Origin of the sequence: Oceanisphaera ostreae (assembly GCF_042676125.1) — a bacterium.
Lineage (GTDB): Bacteria > Pseudomonadota > Gammaproteobacteria > Enterobacterales > Aeromonadaceae > Oceanimonas > Oceanimonas ostreae.
This window is the reverse complement of sequence record NZ_JBHTJS010000019.1, coordinates 33,335-52,213: the sequence shown is the minus strand read 5'-3', so window position 1 is coordinate 52,213 and position 18,879 is coordinate 33,335. Positions and strand designations below refer to the sequence as shown.

Sequence of the window (18,879 nt, the reverse complement as noted above, 5' to 3'; positions counted from 1 at the left end):
TTTGGTTCGGTATTGCATACACTTCCTCACTCTGAAGAAGTGTCTACTTATTCGGGGCCATTCCAAGCACTTAACTCAACATTCATAATTAAAAACTCAACACTAGTATGTAGCTGCTGGGACTGCGGAGCAGGATGGTTTTTAAATCCCGCAAAGAAACGTCATCCTCGCGTAGGCGGGGACGGGAGTACCAGCTACTCTTTATTCAAAACATGAGCAGCCTACAAAATACACCGAACATTGTAGCCAGCGCTTCAGCTGCTGGGACTGCGGAGCAGGATGGTTTTTAAATCCCGCAAAGAAACGTCATCCTCGCGTAGGCGGGGACGGGCATCCAGGCTTTGTGGCGCAGAACGGTCAGCCTGCGGGACGCCGGCAAAGGACACTGGACCCCCGCCTTCGCGAGGGTGACGATAAAGGTAAGCCAGCGCTTTAGCTGCTGGGACTGCGGAGCAGGATGGTTTTTAAATGTCTGCAAAGGACACTGGACCCCCGCCTTCGCGAGGGTGACGATAAAGGCAAGCCTGCGCTTTAGCTGCTGGGACTGCGAGCAGGATGATTTTTAAATCCCGCTGAGACGGGACTGGCAGCTAAAGCGCCAGCCTACATAAACATCGAACTTTGTAGCCTGCGCTTCAGCTGCAGGGACTGCGGAGCAGGATGATTTTTAAATGTCTGCAAAGGACACTGGACCCCCGCCTTCGCGAGGGTGACGATAAAGGCAAGCCTGCGCTTTAGCTGCTGGGACTGCGAGCAGGATGATTTTTAAATGTCTGCAAAGGTCACTGACCCCCGCCTTCGCGAGGGTGACGATAGGGGTAAGACTGCGCTTTAGCTGCAGGGACTGCGGAGCAGGATGGTTTTTAAATGTCTGCAAAGGTCACTGGACCCCCGCCTTCGCGAGGGTGACGATAGGGGTAAGACTGCGCTTTAGCTGCAGGGGCTGCGGAGCAGGATGATTTTTAAATGTCTGCAAAGGGCACTGGACCCCCGCCTTCGCGAGGGTGACGATAAAGGTAAGCCAGCGCTTTAGCTGCTGGGACTGCGAGCAGGATGGTTTGGTCGTTGATCTTAATTTATAGCTAGCAGCTTTGCTTTCGGCAGTCTTACCCATAAGTATTTTTTCAGATCTAATCACTATTGTTCCGTGGGTTTCGTGGATTCCGTGGCAAAAAAAAGTATTTGTATTTTGATCTCTCAGTAACTGAACGCTTAAAGCTTTCGGCTTCAAGCTATCCCACACACCTGTTAAACTGGGTGCAATTAATTAGTCTGGAGAAATGTATGTTTGCAGTTATTTTTGGTCGTCCCGGTTGCCCGTTTTGTGTTCGTGCTAAAGAGTTGGCAGAAAAGCTCACCGAACAGCGTGACGATTTTAACTTTCGCTATATCGATATTCATGCCGAAGGCATTTCTCAAGCAGATCTAGAGAAGACCGTCGGCAAGCCGGTAGAAACCGTGCCACAGATTTTTCTCGACCAAGCACACATCGGCGGCTACACCGAGTTTGAAGCCCACGCCAAAGCCAACTTAGGCCTGTTTGATTAAAACAAGCGCCCGGCGCCCAGCACCAAGCGCCTAGCTAAAAACACATCGACAAAAGATATCAAACCAGCGCTCTAGGTTCGGTGTTTATCTTTAGCTGGGCGCCGGGCGCTTGGTGCTCGGCGGTGTTTGCCCTTATCTGACCGCTGAAAGCTGATCGCTGACCGCTTTAATTACCGCTTCCCCCTTTTCATCTTGATTGCAAAGTCTCATTATGGGCATATCACTAGTCTTTGCTGGCCAGTGGCTCCCAAATGGCGTTATTGCGGTACCACGGAAGGTATGAACTGCCCCTGTGTACGACACGTTGTTCGGTGACTGCCCAGGCTGAAGCTTATTCCGAGGCCGTTTGTACTCATGTATTCCCTAGATAAATCACACAAGTTAGCTAACGTCTGTTACGACATTCGCGGTCCGGTTCATAAAGAAGCCCGTCGCCTAGAAGACGAAGGCCATCGCATTCTCAAGCTTAATATTGGTAATCCGGCAAGCTTTGGCTTTGATGCCCCAGAAGAGCTGCTCAAAGATGCCATCGTTAACATGCCTACCAGCCAAGGGTATTGTGAGTCTAAGGGCCTGTTTTCGGCCCGCAAGGCCATTATGCAGTACTACCAGCAGCAGGGGCTGCGCACCACTGATGTAGAAGATATCTACATTGGCAACGGGGTGTCTGAACTAATTGTAATGGCCATGCAGGCGTTGCTTAATAATGGCGACGAAATTTTAGTACCTTCGCCAGATTATCCGCTGTGGACCGCCGCCGTTACCTTGTCAGGCGGCAAGGCGGTGCATTATCAGTGTGATGAACAAGCCGATTGGTATCCTGATTTAGACGATATTCGCGCTAAAATCAGCCCGCGCACCAAAGGCATCGTGCTGATAAACCCCAATAACCCTACTGGGGCTGTGTATGACAGCGAGTTTTTACTCGAGGTTATTGAGATTGCGCGACAAAACAAGCTCATTATTTTTGCCGACGAAATTTACGATAAAATTTTGTATGACGATGTCGTTTTCCGTTCTGTATGCACCTTGTGTGACGATGTGTTGGTGGCCACCTTTAACGGCTTATCTAAGAGCTATCGGGCCGCCGGATTCCGTCAAGGTTGGATGATGATCAGCGGACCTAAGCATCAGGCCAAGGGATATATAGAAGGCCTAGAAATGCTGTCGTCCATGCGACTGTGCGCCAACGTACCTATGCAGCATTGTATTCAGGCGGCACTGGGCGGCTATCAGAGTATTAATGAACTGGTGTTATCCGGTGGCCGGTTACGCCAGCAACGCGACGTGGCGTGGCAGCTACTGAACGATATTCCTGGGGTGTCTTGTGTTAAGCCTAAGGGCGCGATTTATTTATTTCCGCGTCTAGATCCAAAGGTATACAACATTAAAGACGATCAAAAGATGGTGTACGACTTGTTGCTGCAAGAAAAGCTGCTGATTGTGCAAGGCACCGGCTTTAACTGGCCCACCCCCGATCACTTTCGTTTAGTCACCCTGCCCCGCGTAGAGGTACTAGAAGACGCCATCGAGCGCCTAGCCCGCTTCCTTAAGCATTATCGGCAATGAAAAAGCGGTAAGCCGTAAGCTGTACGCTGTCAGTTAAAGACAAACCCTAGATCCTGATGTGCATCAGGATGACGGCTGAGGACGAGCTCCTGACGTGCGCCTTAAACATAAACACGCGCCGCCCTATGCCGTCATGCCGGACGCGCTCCGGTATCTCGTTTTGTCTTTGAAGGCTCTAAACCTAAGTGCGAGATCCTGATGTGCATCAGGATGACGGCTGGGGGCGAATCATTTCAGCTTAATCGAATATCCAGTGAATATTCGCAGTGGGCTGAAACGATGAGTATCAACTCCTAAAGCGTCGGACTACAGGCGAATTGGAGTCTATTTTCTAGCTGACAGCTTATCGCGGAAAGCTGCTACAACAATGGACTCAGTAGATAGAAGAGGTTTTCTAGTACCCGCTGGCGTAGGGGCCGTTGGCGCCACTTTAGCCACGAGACGGGCTTGGTGTCGGCTAGGTAGCCGTCGGCTAGCTGCAGTAGCTCTCCCATGGCTTGGCCGTCATCTATAAGCAGCGTCATTTCAAAGTTAAGCCACAGGCTGCGCTTATCTAAGTTAACGGTGCCCACTAATCCGAATTGATGGTCGACCAACACACACTTGGTATGTAGTAATCCCGCTCCGTAAAGGTGTATTTCTACTCCCGCCTGCAGCAATTCATCGAAGAAGGCATTGCAGGCATAGTTGACCATGCGCGAGTCATTTTTCTCTGGCAATATCAATTGTACTTCTACGCCACGATCAGCCGCTGAACACAGTGCGGCAACGAGCGGATCATCGGGCACGAAGTAGGGGGTGATTAACACCAAACGTCGCCGCGCTTGATAGATGGCCGTTAACAAACTTTGCTGAATGGCATCGCCGCCCATAAAGGGACCCGAGGGCAGTAGCTGCAATTTAAGCGGGCTGTCGAGGCAATTAATGGGGTGATACTCCAGCTGCTCTAACAAGCGTTCGCCGGTTTCCATTTCCCAGTCCCACACAAACAGCGACCAGAATATGGGCACTATGGGCCCGCGAATACGCAGCATAATGTCTACCCACTGGCCCACACCGGCATTTTGTTTAAAGCAGGCAGGATCGACTAGGTTCATGGAGCCGGTGTAGGCAACATCATCATCGATGACCACCAATTTGCGGTGCATGCGCAAGTCTTGTCGCTCAAACAACAGCCGAAATGCCCCCACCGGCAACACTTCTACTACCTTAACGCTCGCAGCTCGTAGCCGCTTTAGCCAGTGACTGCGAAAGAAATCGGCGCTGCCCACTGAATCCAACAACAGCCGACAATCGACACCACGACGTGCGGCAGCCATCAGCGTAAAGGCAATATCATCGGCTCGCCCACCGGCATGCCAGATATAAAACTCTAAATAACAAGAGCTGCGAGCGTCGTGAATATCGGCTTGCAGCGCTGCAAGAATGTCGTCGGGGTGCTGCAACAAGCTCATACCATTGCCGCTCAGCATGGGCATGTTGAGTCTGGCTTTTACTAATTCATAGATAGGCCGAGCGGGTTCGCTTACTTCAAACTTCTGGCCAGGAAAGCGCTCAACCAGTACATTGATCCAGTCGGCGTAGGGGCGATACATGGTTTTGGCCCTGTCGGCTCGTTTGCGGCCCAGACGGACTTCGCCCAATAAGAGGTAGGTGGCGACACCCAAGATAGGGATAGCATAAATAAGTGCCAGCCAAGCTAAAGATACCCCCACCGGGCGACGCTTCATTATCACCCTAAAGGTGACCCCAAACACCAAGCTGGTATGAACGGCAAACAACAGCCAACCGAACAGCGTAGAAATATAATCACTCAAAAATACCTTGCTCCTCTAAAGCGGGACGGTGCAGACTAGGGTCTATTGACCTTTCGCGGTTAAGTTTTGTTCGAGTTAAACGCGTTTTTATCGCGGCGAGTGGGGTGTAGCCTAGTCATTCTAAGCAAACGCCCACTCAACAAAGAGAAAAACGCGTTTAGCCGAACCCGAAGGGCAGCATTTGTGGAGCCTTTCTACGGCGTTATCGCTTATTTATGGAGAATGACTCCATGGCATAAGCGATGCCTTGTATAAAAACCCCACAAACTGCTGCAAAAATAATCTCGAAAGGTCAACAGACCCTAGATAAGATACTAAATTTTGTTGAATGGATGCTATTTGATGAAAATAATCATGTTGTTAGTCATGTTTACCATGAGTGCGCTGGCAAGTGCACAAACTCTAACGCTAACCGAACAACAGCTTAATACCGAGCTTAAAAAACAGCTAGGTAAAGAGTTTCCACTTGGTTTAGGTCAATGGTTGTCGGCCGCAGTAAAAGTGCGAGATGTGAATGTTGAGCTAGGGCGCCAGAGCCCAGATAAAGCCAGAGTATTGGGCCAAGCCTTAATTTCACTTAACCAAGGCCAGCAGCAATATCATTGGGATGTTAGCGGTGACTTTAGTGCTCGCCCTCGCTATGACAATGAACAAGGTGCGCTGTTTCTTGATGAGTTTGAACTGTTAAATTACAGCCTTAACCAAGATGACAGCTCCCAACAGGCGCGTTTTATTTTGCCAATGCTGTTACAGGCATTAACGGGGTATCTATCGCAATATCCGGTGTATACCTTAGATGAGAAAGATCCGCTGCAGCGCCAACTAAAAAATCAGGCAGTAAGCCTAGGCATAACCCCCGGCAAAATATCGCTACATGGGATTGATTGAAAGTCGTAAGGGCAGCGGTAAGCTTGAAGCCGTAAGCGACAAGGCAGACATAAATACACTCTGCCCTCAGCCGTCGTACCGGGCTTGACCCGGTATCTTATTTAGTCTTTGAAGATTAAAAACGAGATCCTGACGTGCGTCAGGATGACGGCATAAATACAAAAGTCTTCCCCCATTGTAGCCAGCGCTTTAACTGCTGGGACTGCGCAGCAGAATGATTTTACATCCCGCTGAAACGGGCCTTTAGGACTTGTGGCGCAGAACGGTCAGCCTGAAGGACGCCTGCAAAGGTCACTGGACCCCCGCCTTCGCGAGGGTGACGATAAAGGCAAGCCAGCGCTTTAGCTGCTGGACTGCGAGCAGGATGGTTTTTAAATCCCGCTGAGGCGGGACTGGCAGCTAAAGCGCCAGCCTACATAAACATCGAACTTTGTAGCCTGCGCTTTAGCTGCAGGGACTGCGGAGCAGGATGGTTTTTAAATGTCTGCAAAGGTCACTGGACCCCCGCCTTCGCGAGGGTGACGGTAAAGGCAAGCCTGCGGGACGCCTGCAAAGGGCACTGGACCCCCGCTTTCGCGAGGGGGACGATCAAGGCAAGCCAGCGCGCTTTCTTTTAGCTGGGTGCCGAGCGCTATGTTTCTAAGTAGGTTTCTAGCTCATTGGGGCTCATGGGTGGGGCGAGTAGTCGACCTTGAACACCGTGGCAGCCGTGTTGGCGTAAAAATGCCCATTGAGCTTGTGTTTCAACTCCACAGGCCACTACGTTGATGCCTAACGACTCAGATAATAATAATAATAATAATGAACGAATGACAGTCTGCGAATACGTACAACTGGGGTTGGTAAACAAGCTGCGATCCAGCTTAATGCCATCAATAGAGATTTGGTTAAATTTGCTGAAGTTAAAGCGCCCTTCCCCTACGTTATTCAGGTAAATTTTAATGCCTACCGCTCTTAGTTTAGTAAGGGTGCCGCTAAGGGATTCGCTACGACGCATCAGATGGTCGCCACACAGTTCTAAGATAAAATCAGCCGGATCAACCCCTTGTTGCTGTAATAAAGCGACTAGCGGCTCTACTCTTAATTGCTCTAGTTCTAGTCCGCTAAGGTTGATGCTAATGCTACCCTGAAAATATTGGTGCGCCCGCCAATAACGTAACTGTTGGGCCGCGGCAATAAACACCCACTCAGCCAAACTGTATAAAGAGCCTGCAGCAGCCGCGGCCGATAAAAATTGTCCGGATATAACACGCCCAATTCGGGGTGTTGCCAGCGCAATAATACCTCAAGACTGAGCAGCTGCTTGCTCTGCGCTGCCAATATCGGCTGATATTGCAAAAAGAACTGACTGTCTGTAATGGCCTGATGAAAGTTGCTACTTAGGCGTTACTGAGATTGTAACTGAACATATTGAGAGTGGTCGAACAGACAGATTTTATTGTGACTATAGCGTTTGGCTTGATACATAGCGGTATCGGCATAACGCAGCAAGCTTTCAATATCTTCACCGTGTTCGGGATAAAAACTAATGCCGATGCTCGCACCGACGCTCAACTCATAGCTGCCAATTGGCACCGGCATTTTAAGCTGGGTCAGTAAATGTTCAGCCTTACTGTGCAAATTAGTTGCCGTTGCGTTGGTACGCCAAATGATCACAAACTCATCGCCGCCGATGCGCGCTACCAGTTCATTGGTATCCGCCTCTTTTTGTAATCGACTAGCTAACTCTTTCAGCACTCGGTCGCCAACGCCATGGCCAAAGTTATCATTAATGGGCTTAAAGCGATCGAGGTCGATAAACAGCAGTGCCAGCGACTCTCCTTTTGCTAATGTTGATTTTAATTTGCTAAACCAACTCAACAAAAAAGTACGATTAGCAGTACCGGTTAATGGATCATGATGGGCAAGATAGCTAAGCCGTTCTTCGGTCTGTTTTAGCTGACTCATGTCATCCAGTATGCCAATAATATGATCCACTCGGCCTTGGCTATCTTTAACCAGATACAACATTAGCCAGTGAGTAACCAGCGCGCCTTTACGGTTATAGTGCTGCACTTCGCCTTACCAGTGATCAAGCTGTAGCAAGTGCTGCCAAATATCACGGTAATAGCGTCGCCGATGCAAACTACCATTAATATTAGTGATATGTGCACCTTGCACCTGAGCCTCATCCAATTCGCTTAGATGACAAAATGCGGGATTAACGTCTAGCACTCGACCACGGGCATCCATCACCACTATGCCCTCTCGGGTATGATGCATGATCTGTTTGGTCAAATTAATTGATCTAGTTGCAAGCTCCCTGAGACTGTCGCTACTCGCCTGTTGCCAAGCAATAGGGGCAGCCCATAACAAGTTACTATGATCCATATCCGTGATCGACTCGTGAGTGAATGGTGTTTTTGTATACATTAGGGTCTGCTGATCTTGATATTAAATATCGACTATTTGCCGTGATGGTTACCAAGCAGCTATATCGTATAGACTCAAGCGAATAATAAAAAGCCCACTTTAGAGTGGGCTTTTTCAAAACTAGAGGCAAACTGCAATTTTAACCGAGGTTTTTCCGTGCATTACGGAAAATTCGCATCCAGCCGCCATCTTCACCCCAACCATCAGGATGCCAAGAGTTGGCCACGGTACGGAACACCCGTTCTGGGTGCGGCATCATAATAGTGACGCGCCCATCTTGGCTGCTCAGCCCGGTAATACCATTGGCAGAGCCGTTCGGGTTAGCCGGATAACGCTCGGTTGTTTGACCGTGATTATCCACAAAACGCAGCGCAACCGTGCCACTGGCTTCAATGGCATTAATGTCTGCGTTTAGGGTTTGTATGCGGCCTTCACCGTGAGACACCGCGATAGGTAGGCGCGAGCCGGCCATGCCCGATAAGAACAGACTAGGCGACTCTTGCACTTCCACTAAGCTAAAGCGCGCTTCAAAACGCTCCGACTGGTTGCGCACAAAGTCTGGCCAGTGTGCAGCACCAGGAATCAGGTCGCGCAGGCGCGAGAGCATTTGGCAACCGTTACATACACCAAGAGAGAAACTGTCTTCTCGGGCAAAAAACGCGGCAAACTGCGCGCGCAATGCCTCGTTAAACAGCACCGACTTGGCCCAACCACCACCGGCACCCAATACGTCACCGTAAGAGAAACCACCACAGGCGACCATACCGGCAAACTCGTCTAACCGGTAACGGCCACTTTGCAGGTCACTCATGTGCACGTCTACTGCCGCAAAACCGGCGCGGTCGAAGGCGGCCGCCATTTCTACGTGCGAGTTAACGCCTTGCTCACGCAAGATGGCCATACGCGGATGCACACCTTTAGCAATATAAGGCGCGGCAATGTCTTCTTTAGGATCAAAGCTCAGCGCAACAGATAACCCAGGGTTATTCGCTTCTAACTTGGTCGCATATTCGGTTTCGGCACTTTCGGGGTTATCGCGCAATGCTTGCATCTGATAGCTGGTTTGTGACCATAAACGGCGCAGCTCGGTGCGAGCCTCCGTGTAGACGGCTTCACCGGCATAAAAGAAGCGCAGCTGATCGTCTTGGTTAGGCGCACCAATCACATGGCTGCACGTCGCCAAGCCGTGGCCGGCTAGACAAGTCAGCACCGCTTCTTTGTCTGCTTGGCGCACTTGTATTACCGCACCCAGCTCTTCGTTGAACAAGGTGGCCAGATGATCGCTACCTAACAAGTCGAGCTCGACATCTAGGCCGGTATTACCCGCAAAGCCCATTTCTGCCAGCGTGGTAAATAAACCGCCGTCACCTTTGTCGTGATAAGCCAACAGTTTCTTATCGGCCACTAGGGTTTGCATGGCATAAAAGAAGCTTTTCAGCTGTGCTGGGCTGTCTAAATCGGCTGGAGTATCGCCGAGCTGGCGATAAACTTGCGCCAATGCCGAGGCACCTAAGCGATTTTTACCATTACCCAAATCGACTAAGATCAGGCTGGTATCACCCTGATCACAACGCACCCAAGGGGTAACGGTGTCGCGAATATCTTTGACCCGTGCAAAGGCGGTGATCACCAATGACAGCGGCGAGGTTACCGACTTGTCTTCACCCGCATCGGTCCAGCTGGTTTTCATCGACATGGAGTCTTTGCCCACCGGAATGGTCAGCTCTAACTCTGGGCATAATTCTTCGCCAACGGCTTTTACTGCTTCATATAAACCGGCGTCTTCGCCTGGGTGTCCGGCGGCGGCCATCCAGTTAGCAGACAGTTTAATGTGCTTAAGCTCGCCAATGTTGGTGGCGGCAATGTTGGTAATGGCTTCGGCAACGGCAAGTCTGGCCGAGGCGGCATAGTCCAGCAGCGCCACGGGCGTGCGCTCGCCCAACGACATGGCTTCACCTACGTAGCTGTCGTAAGACGCGGCAGTTACCGCACAGTCGGCCACCGGCACCTGCCAAGGTCCCACCATTTGGTCTCGCGCGACTAAACCGGTCACGGTTCTATCACCAATGGTGATTAAGAATCCTTTATCGGCTACGGCAGGCAACGTCATTACACGCTCGGCGGCATCTTTTAGCTCGATGCCGCTCAGCTCTAATGCTGGGCTTTGATGACGGTTAGTTATTGCGTCACGCTGCATTTTGGGTGCCTTGCCTAATAACACTTCTAACGGCATATCGATGGGCTGATTGTCGAAGTGAGTATCGTGCAGGCTTAAATGCGGCTCGGCGGTAGCTTCACCCACTACGGCAAATGGCGCGCGCTCGCGACGACAAATGGCTTCAAATTCGGCCAGTCGATCGTTGGCCACCGACATCACGTATCGTTCTTGAGATTCGTTACACCAAATTTGCAGCGGGCTCATGCCCGGCTCATCGTTAGGAATGTTACGCAAGTCGAATCGACCACCACGGCCACCGTCGTTCACTAACTCAGGCATAGCGTTAGACAAGCCGCCCGCGCCCACGTCGTGAATAAACTGAATGGGGTTGTTCTCACCCATAGCCCAACAGCGGTCGATCACCTCTTGGCAACGGCGCTCCATTTCTGGGTTGTCACGCTGCACGGAGGCATAGTCTAAGTCTTCGCTAGACTGGCCCGAGGTCATGCTAGACGCAGCACCGCCGCCCAAGCCGATGTTCATGGCCGGACCGCCCAGTACAATTAGCTTGGCGCCAACGGTGATCTCGCCTTTTTGTACGTGTTCGCCACGAATGTTGCCCAAACCACCGGCCAACATAATGGGCTTGTGATAGCCACGCACTTCTTCGCCGTTAAAGCTGGATACTTTTTCTTCGAAGGTACGGAAGTAACCCAACAGTGCCGGACGACCAAACTCGTTGTTAAAGGCAGCTCCGCCCAGCGGGCCCTCTAGCATGATATCTAGGGCGCTTACGATGCGGTCTGGCTTACCGAAATCTTGCTCCCAAGGGCGCGGGTAGCCAGGTATTTTTAGGTTCGATACGCTAAAACCGACTAAACCGGCTTTAGGCTTAGAGCCGCGCCCGGTGGCGCCTTCATCACGAATTTCACCGCCAGAGCCGGTAGCTGCCCCCTCATAAGGAGAGATAGCCGTGGGGTGGTTATGGGTTTCTACCTTCATTAAGATATGAATATCTTCTTGATGATAGCGATATTCACCTGACTCGGGGCTGGCAAAGAAACGGCCGGCAACCGAGCCGCTCATGACGGCGGCGTTGTCTTTGTAGGCAGACAACACATGCTCAGGCACTTGCTCGTGGGTGTTTTTGATCATCTTGAACAGCGACTTAGGCTGCTCTACACCGTCTATGGTCCAGTCGGCATTAAATATTTTGTGACGACAATGCTCAGAGTTCGCTTGAGCGAACATATAGAGTTCGATGTCGTTAGGGTTACGGCCTAACTCGGTGAAGCCATCGAATAAGTAATCAATTTCGTCTTCTGCCAGTGCCAAGCCTAAGCGCAGATTTGCCTCGGCAAGGGCCTCACGGCCACCGGTTAGCATATCCACGGCGGTGACGGGTGCCGGCTCTGCTTGGGCAAACAGGCAGCTGGCGTGCTCTAGTTCGCCGAGCGTTACTTCGGTCATGGGATCAAACAATAATCCCGTAATAGCATCTAGCTCGGCGTCCGTTGGCGTGCGCTCGAAGCTTAAATAATAGCTAATGCCACGCTCAATGCGCTTTACTTGCTTTAAGCCACAGTTGTGCGCAATGTCGGTAGCCTTGGTCGACCAAGGTGACAAAGTACCAGGGCGAGGCGTAACCAGTACCATCAGGCTATCGGGGGCGGGAGTGAGGCCCTGAGCCGGGCTGTCGAGCAATTGGCTTAATACTTGTAGCTTTTGCGCCTCGAGGTTGGCGTGAACAGCAACAAAGTGTACATATTCAGTAGCAATGGCAGCCAGCGGCAGCTGCTTTTGCTGGGCCTGGCGAACCAATGCTTGGGTTCTGAAACCAGATAAGGCGGCTGAGCCTCTCAGTATTTCCATAGTGGCGATTCTCAAAGCGTGAGTGAATGGGGGGTTGAGAAGTTGGGCGGTATTATAGGATCCCCCCCCTGCTCTGTCGACGACCATTTAATCAGGGGTAAGGTGTGAAGGGTAAAAGCCCTTCGGGCAGCGGTAAGCTTGAAGCTATAAGCGATCAGCCATAAGACAGAGAAAAACCTTTTTTTGCCACGGAATACACGGAAAAACACGGAAAAATTAAGATGGGATAAGGTCGAAAAGTGACTAAGAGATCTTATTGGTAAGGGCAAGAGATAGCGCCTGACGCCCAGCTACCAGCGCCGAAAGTGCAAAAGGGTAAAGGTTTTTGTTTATGCCGTCTTCCTGACGAAGGTCAGGATCTCGGTTTAATGTTTAGATTTTGTAGGTCCATATTTTATGGTACCTGATTACGTATGAACCTCAGCTACGATAGAACCCGTATCATGCTGTAACCCCAGTGAACAGGCAGGTACTAGATGATTAGGCAACCAAAGCAAGATTGACTTTGCCTTAACAGGGGTAACTTAAACATTACCTACCATGTAACAGATTGAATTTATTGATAATAACCTCACCATAAGTATAACTAAGCTTCGTGGGCAATCAGGTTATGGTAAGAGTATTGGACCGGCTTTAGGTCTTAACAAGAAGATATGTTTTTCAGATTTGAGCACTATTTTTCCGTGTTCTTCCGTGTATTCCGTGGCAAAAAGGTATTTAGTCTTACGTCTTAGCTTATCCCCTTCACTCTTCACAAGGTTTAAGGCTGCTGCTTTAACTAGCAGTCCCGTCCCCGCCTACGCGAGGATGACGTTTCTTTGCGGGATTTAAAATCCATCCTGCTCTGCAGTCCAGCAGCTGAAGCGCAGGCTTACCCCTATCGTCACCCTCGCGAAGGCGGGGGTCCAGTGTCCTTTGCAGACATTTAAAAGCTATCCAGCTCCGCAGGACTACAAACGAGGGTTCGGTGTTATCTTAGCTGATCGCTTACAGCTTCAAGCTTATCGCTGCCCGAAGGGCTTAGACGAAGCTGGCGAGTTCTGTTATAAAATGGCGATTGTCTAAATTGAGGGTCTGCTTTTGCGCCTGGTCATATTGCTAATTAAGCCTTTACTGCTATTAAGTTTGCTGGCGGTAAGCGGCTGCGATTTAGATGCCCGTCACACCAGCGGTGTTGAGCGGATAAAAGATCGCAAAACCTTGCGCGTGGGTACCTTGTATCACCCGCTTTCTTATTTTTTGCGCGATGGACAAGAAGAAGGCCTAGATTTTGAACTAGCGCAGCAATTTGCTCACTCACTGGGCGAAGATATAACGTTAAGCATGGTGCCCGCTTATAGCTTGAGCGAGCTGTTTACCCTACTAGATAACGGCACCGTGGATATGCTGGCAGCCGGTTTAACCAGTACCGAGCAGCGACGTAAGCAGTATCGATTTGGCCCCAGTTATTATCATATTGAACACACCTTGGCTTACCGTAACGGACTGTCTCGGCCTAAAAACCCTGAAGAAATACAGGGAGATATATTAGTACTGGCGGGTTCTAGCCAAGCGGAGTGGCTGCATACGTTGCAACAAGAGTTGCCCGAGTTACATTGGGAAGTTCGGCGTGACACCGATGCCGAAGATTTATTGCGCCAAGTAGCCGAGGGAAAAGCAGATTACACCTTGGTATCTGACCTTTTACTGGCTAGAACCCAGCGCTATTATCCCAATGTTCAAGCGGCATTTACCTTAGGTGATCCGCAACCCGTGGCGTGGATGCTGCCTAACAGTAGCGACGACAGCATGTTGGCCAGCATGCTGGATTTTTTTAATCAACAATATGACAGCGGCAACTTGGCCCATTTGCATGAAAAATACTTTGGCCATGTGCAAAGCTTTGACTACGTAGACACTCGAACTTTTTTACAGCGCATAGACAAGTTACTGCCGCAATATCGTCCGCTGTTTGAACGCCATGCCGGTGAGCTAGATTGGCGACTGTTGGCGGCGATGAGTTATCAGGAATCACACTGGGATCCTGAGGCGACCTCTTATACGGGAGTGCGCGGTATGATGATGCTTACCGAAGATACCGCCGCCCAAGTCGGCGTAAAAAACCGTTTGGATCCCGAGCAGAGCATTCGCGGCGGTGCTCAATATTTAACTTCGCTAATAGAACGCTTGCCAGAGTCGATTCCTGATGGTGAACGTATTTGGTTTGCGCTGGCCGCCTACAATATTGGCTTGGGTCATGTATTAGACGTACGCCGTCTTACCCAGACTCGCCAACAAGACCCTAATTCTTGGGCTCAGGTTAAAGCGAATTTACCGCTGTTGCATCAGCCACAATGGTATAAGCAAACCCGTTATGGCTATGCCCGTGGGCGCGAAACCAAGCAATTTGTGAATAATATTCGCCAGTATTATCAAAGCTTATTGTGGCAAGACAATGCCCAAACGGACGCCAGCCTAGCCGCCCAACACGATCCTTTGTCGACAGAGCCCGACATTTATTAAAAATGTCACTTTACCCAGACCGCACAAACTGATATTTAGTGCTCTATCGCCGCTTTTATCAAGTAGCTCAGCTTGTCCGTTAACAACGTGACACAGGAATTAATATGTTGAAAAGAAGACGCCTGTTATTAAAACAGCGCAAAACGGCGACCTGCTCGCCACGTCGAAAAATACTGATGAAAGACGTACGACGCAATATTCTGCGCCGTAACAACGCCTATTTTTTAGAAGAAAAAGCAGAACGAACAGCAAATAGTGAAGGGTGATAGCCCTTCGGGCAGCGGTAAGCTTGAAGCTACAAGATAGAGCAAAACCTATTTTTGCCACGGAATACACGGAAAAGGGGGCCAAGGGAAAACTTACAAACTCAGCATTCAACACCCAAGCCCCTGACCTGCGTCAGGTATTCATACCAATCTAAGTAAGTATGTGATCTGTTTTGAAGTTGAGCGCTAGAGGTACAAAGGGCAGCTTTAAGAGCTAATATTTATCCAAGTAACAGCCAAAAAAAATGGTAAATACCAACTCTCCCCGAGCGTAATTTCGCCTTATTTAGGCAAGGAGTATTCGACCTCTTTAGGCCGCGCTATGGTTTTTGGTCGATTGAAATCGACCCTACAGAAGACATAAAAATCTGATCCGTTAGTTTTCCAGATTGGTATCAGTCTCTATTTCGCCTTTCACTTTTGCTTAGGTCTGGCCTTGGTCTTTTGTTTAACTTACAGCTTACAGCTCCCCGAAGAGTCGCCCTTACCATCAACATTGCTTTCAGATCTGATCTCGATTTTTCCGTGTTCTTCCGTGTATTCCGTGGCGAAATCGTCTTTAGTGTTTAGGTTTGTCCTTCCGGGCATTATGAAATATCCCGCGCCGCACCTAAGTTTATTTAGACCAGTACGCGGTTTGCCAACGGGTAAGATCTTCTGGTTTAAGCTCCCCTTGAACGCTGTCTACTAGATTACCCTTTGGGTCTAGTATCATGGTGGTGGGTAAGGCGTTGGGAGTATCAAAAGGCCACTCTCCCGTGAGCTCCAGCACCACCGGCATGGTCATTTGGTAACGGGCGGCCAAGCCCTGTAACTCAGCGCCAGATAACTTATCGTAGCTAACAGCCAATACCGCCGGCCCTTGGCTTGCGCTCAGCTCATTAAGCAGTGGCATTTCTCGCAGGCAAGGGGCGCACCACTCCGCAAAGTAATTCACCACCAACCACTGGCCTCGGTAATCACTTAGCTGTTGTTGCTCTCCATTCGCAAGCGTGAGGCTGGCCTTTTCACCGCATCCCGAGAGAGACAGCAACGCTGCACACATTATTAAAAACCCTGCTGTTCGCTTTACCATATGCTGTACCCTCTGCACTCTCTTTTATACAATCGACTGTAAACAATCCGCTTTCGAACAATCATCTGCGTTATCATTTGCCGCTACTATTACCATTACTACTGCCATTACACTGGCCAGATTGCCACAGGAGTTTAGAATGAGCCTATGTATTTACCATAATCCGCGCTGCTCTAAAAGCCGCGATACCCTTGCGCTGCTAGAGGAAAAAGGACTCGCCCCCAATATTATCAAATATCTAGAGACCCCACCTGATGCCGGCCAGATTAGTCAGCTGCTTTCTTTATTGGGCATGAGCTCGGCCCGCCAGCTCATGCGTACCAAAGAAGCGGTATATAAAGAGCTGGAGCTCGCCGAGGTGCACGATGAACAAGCCCTGATTAACGCTATGGTGGCAAATCCTAAGTTGATTGAACGCCCTATTGTGGTAAATGGCAAGCAAGCCGCTTTGGGTCGCCCACCCGAGCAAGTACTGGATATTTTATGATGACCACGAAGCTGGCACGTTTACTGGCCTTGGTTGGTTATTTTGGCCTTATGCTGTGGGTGGTTCTCTGGCACGGCTTTATTTCTCCTCATCCTCAATTAAGCGTGACCTTTATGTTGGTCATGTGGCTACCTTGGCTGCTGGTCCCCATTAAAGGCATGCTTAACGGTAATCCCTATACCCATGCGTGGGCTGTTTATATGTTGATGCCCTATTTTTTGCATGGCGGCGTACTGCTTTGGTCAGATGAAGGCGAGCGCTGGCTAGCCATCGTCGAGCTATTGCTGGCCAGCACCATGTTTATTGGCAATATGTATTACGCCAAACTACGCGGTCGCGAGCTGGGTTTAAGTATTCGCAAGAAGAAAAAAGCTTAACAGACAGCGATAAGCCGTAAGCTGTCAGCCGTAAGAAAAAACAAAAAACCGAGCCCACCACAGGCTCGGTTTTTTATTTAAAATCTGAAGGGTGAAGAGTACGATATAACATCTAAACCTAAACCTATTTTTGCAACGGAATACACGCCTCTTTATTTATGAGAGGCACGGAAAAATAGAGATCAGATCTGAAAAGACATATCTTATTGTTAATACCTTACAAAAAATATGTTTTAGTCATTTTTCGCCCTTATCTCAGCTTAATTTTTCCGTGGGTTCCGTGGGTTCCGTGGCGAAGAATGTTTAATTTCTTTGTTTAGCTGGGGCTTGGTGCCGGGCGATCGGCGCTATATTTTCCCTTTACCCTTCACGGCGAAGCAATATTATAAAGCTCGGGACCAGCGATTTTCTAGGCGTCTAAAGCCCCAGACCAATACGAAGGTTAGGCACATATATAGTAACCCTGCTGCTAGAAAGGCCTCAAAGGGTGAATAATAACGAGAGTTTACAATGCGTGCCGCACCGGTTAAATCCACAATGGTGATCACCCCAGCCACCGCCGAGCCATGTAGCATAAAGATTACTTCGTTACTGTAGGCGGGCAAGGCACGGCGAAAAGAGTTAGGTAAGATAATGCGCCGCAACGTAGTGTACCTGTTCATGCCATAAGCATAAGCCGCTTCTACTTGTCCCTCTGGCATCGCGTTAATGGCGCCGCGAATAATTTCGGCCGTATAAGCACTAGTATTTAAGGTAAAGGCCAAAATGGCACAAAACCAAGCTTGGCTAAATAATTCCCAAGCCGCTGATTCACGCAGCCACTCCCATTGCCCTGCGCCATAATAAATAAGAAAGAGCTGTATCAGCAGTGGTGTACCACGAAAAAAGTAGATATAAGCCCATGCAGGACCTTTAAGTAACCAGTTGCTGCTGTTGCGAAAAATACCCAGCGGCACCGCAACTAACAAGCCGATAAACAGTGAAACGGCGACTAGCCACACAGTGGTATAAAAGCCTTGCCAGTACACAGTCCATTCGTTTGCGATAATGGTAAAATCCATAGCCTATCTCGCCGCAATTGCGTAATGACGTTCGGCCCACTTCAACAGTGAGGTCGATATCGTGGTAAATAACAAGAAAATGACCGCCACCGCCATATAAAAAGTAAAGGGCAACTGAGTGGCACCGGCGGCTAATGATGCCTTACGCACCATATCGTCGAGCCCGATAATGGACACTAAGGCGGTGGTTTTAAGCAGCACCAGCCAGTTATTACCCAAACCCGGTAGCGCGTGGCGCATCATTTGTGGAAATAAAATACGACGCAGCACCAGCATTCGGCTCATGCCATAGGCTCGAGCGGCCTCTAGCTCGCCTTTATCTACCGCCAAAATCGCGCCACGAAAGGTTTCTGTCATATAAGCACCAAAAATAAAGCCAATGGTAAGAATGCCGGCAATAAAAGGGCTTATTTCTATATAGTCAGGCACATAGCTTACCCACTCGTGAGCGGGATTATCGGCACCTAGCCACGCATTTAGCTGTTCATTAACGGAATAGAGTGAGTTATTCAGTAATACCTGACCGCCAAAGAAAATCAACATCATCAACACTAAGTCGGGAATACCGCGAATAATGGTGGTGTAGCCGGTGGCCAACCAACGGACAGGGGTAAATGAGGAAAGTTTAGCCAGCGCTCCTAGTAAGCCCAATGTGACCGCTAATAACAGCGAAAACAGCGCTACTTGTATAGTTAGCCCGGCTCCTTCTAGCAAAGAGCTTTCGTATCCTTGCAGGTCCAACATAACGACGTCCTATGTTATTGGCCTTGACCATAACGTTGTAAAGGGTGAAACGAAAAGAGTGAAGAGGACAACACGGATAAAAACGGTGCCTAAATACTCAGTA

The 18,879-nt window shown here is 49.7% G+C and carries 14 protein-coding genes and 1 pseudogene; 7 read left to right on the top strand and 8 right to left on the bottom strand.

Annotation, left to right across the window (positions count from 1 at the left end; translation table 11 throughout):
• Window positions 1–1,284: 1,284 nt before the first annotated feature.
• Both ACFQ1C_RS06000 and ACFQ1C_RS05995 read left to right on the top strand, forming a co-directional pair.
• Window positions 1,285–1,548, top strand: coding sequence for a GrxA family glutaredoxin (locus ACFQ1C_RS06000; RefSeq protein ID WP_379557693.1), 264 nt, complete (start codon window positions 1,285–1,287; stop codon window positions 1,546–1,548).
• Window positions 1,549–1,902: 354 nt separating this feature from the next.
• Window positions 1,903–3,117 carry a pyridoxal phosphate-dependent aminotransferase gene (locus tag ACFQ1C_RS05995; RefSeq protein ID WP_379557692.1) on the top strand — a complete coding sequence of 405 codons (1,215 nt, stop codon included), beginning with the start codon at window positions 1,903–1,905 and terminating at the stop codon, window positions 3,115–3,117.
• A 359-nt stretch (window positions 3,118–3,476) separates the two neighbouring features.
• On the opposite strand, the gene cls is transcribed toward ACFQ1C_RS05995, so the two are convergent.
• Entirely contained in the window at window positions 3,477–4,934 is a 1,458-nt protein-coding gene (cls, locus tag ACFQ1C_RS05990) for a cardiolipin synthase (protein WP_379557691.1), read from the bottom strand.
• Window positions 4,935–5,276: 342 nt separating this feature from the next.
• Here cls and ACFQ1C_RS05985 point away from each other — a divergent pair, with 342 nt between their 5' ends.
• Window positions 5,277–5,822, top strand: coding sequence for a DUF1439 domain-containing protein (locus tag ACFQ1C_RS05985; RefSeq protein ID WP_379557690.1), 546 nt, complete (start codon window positions 5,277–5,279; stop codon window positions 5,820–5,822).
• Window positions 5,823–6,453: 631 nt separating this feature from the next.
• Here the strand turns inward: ACFQ1C_RS05985 and ACFQ1C_RS05980 are convergent.
• The 4 genes and pseudogenes from ACFQ1C_RS05980 to purL form a co-directional block, all read right to left on the bottom strand.
• Window positions 6,454–7,142: pseudogene (locus ACFQ1C_RS05980) on the bottom strand (EAL domain-containing protein).
• 66 nt (window positions 7,143–7,208) lie between these two features.
• Window positions 7,209–7,877 carry a diguanylate cyclase domain-containing protein gene (locus tag ACFQ1C_RS05975; protein WP_379557689.1) on the bottom strand — a complete coding sequence of 223 codons (669 nt, stop codon included), beginning with the start codon at window positions 7,875–7,877 and terminating at the stop codon, window positions 7,209–7,211.
• Between the two features lie 6 nt (window positions 7,878–7,883).
• Window positions 7,884–8,234 (bottom strand): PAS domain S-box protein, encoded by a 351-nt coding sequence (locus ACFQ1C_RS05970; RefSeq protein WP_379557688.1) that lies wholly within the window; start codon window positions 8,232–8,234, stop codon window positions 7,884–7,886.
• Window positions 8,235–8,373: 139 nt separating this feature from the next.
• A complete protein-coding gene (gene purL / locus ACFQ1C_RS05965) occupies window positions 8,374–12,264 on the bottom strand; it encodes a phosphoribosylformylglycinamidine synthase (RefSeq protein WP_379557687.1) in 3,891 nt (1,296 codons plus the stop codon).
• A 1,080-nt stretch (window positions 12,265–13,344) separates the two neighbouring features.
• Here purL and mltF point away from each other — a divergent pair.
• Entirely contained in the window at window positions 13,345–14,766 is a 1,422-nt protein-coding gene (gene mltF, locus ACFQ1C_RS05960; RefSeq protein ID WP_379557686.1) for a membrane-bound lytic murein transglycosylase MltF, read from the top strand.
• A gap of 104 nt (window positions 14,767–14,870) precedes the next feature.
• A complete protein-coding gene (locus tag ACFQ1C_RS05955; protein ID WP_379557685.1) occupies window positions 14,871–15,032 on the top strand; it encodes a hypothetical protein in 162 nt (53 codons plus the stop codon).
• Window positions 15,033–15,648: 616 nt separating this feature from the next.
• Here ACFQ1C_RS05955 and ACFQ1C_RS05950 read toward each other — a convergent pair.
• Complete coding sequence (locus ACFQ1C_RS05950; protein WP_379557684.1) at window positions 15,649–16,107, bottom strand: TlpA family protein disulfide reductase; 459 nt, start codon at window positions 16,105–16,107, stop codon at window positions 15,649–15,651.
• 139 nt (window positions 16,108–16,246) lie between these two features.
• Here ACFQ1C_RS05950 and arsC point away from each other — a divergent pair, with 139 nt between their 5' ends.
• On the top strand, window positions 16,247–16,594 hold the full coding sequence (gene arsC / locus ACFQ1C_RS05945) for an arsenate reductase (glutaredoxin) (RefSeq protein WP_379557683.1): 348 nt from the start codon (window positions 16,247–16,249) through the stop codon (window positions 16,592–16,594).
• Window positions 16,594–16,971 carry a DUF2069 domain-containing protein gene (locus tag ACFQ1C_RS05940; RefSeq protein ID WP_379557696.1) on the top strand — a complete coding sequence of 126 codons (378 nt, stop codon included), beginning with the start codon at window positions 16,594–16,596 and terminating at the stop codon, window positions 16,969–16,971. The genes arsC and ACFQ1C_RS05940 overlap by 1 nt, the downstream gene beginning before the upstream one ends.
• Window positions 16,972–17,354: 383 nt before the next feature.
• Here the strand turns inward: ACFQ1C_RS05940 and ACFQ1C_RS05935 are convergent, their stop codons facing one another.
• Together ACFQ1C_RS05935 and ACFQ1C_RS05930 are read right to left on the bottom strand one after the other, a co-directional pair.
• A complete protein-coding gene (locus ACFQ1C_RS05935) occupies window positions 17,355–18,032 on the bottom strand; it encodes an ABC transporter permease (protein ID WP_379557682.1) in 678 nt (225 codons plus the stop codon).
• Window positions 18,033–18,035: 3 nt separating this feature from the next.
• Entirely contained in the window at window positions 18,036–18,776 is a 741-nt protein-coding gene (locus ACFQ1C_RS05930; RefSeq protein ID WP_379557681.1) for an ABC transporter permease, read from the bottom strand.
• Window positions 18,777–18,879: the final 103 nt, after the last annotated feature.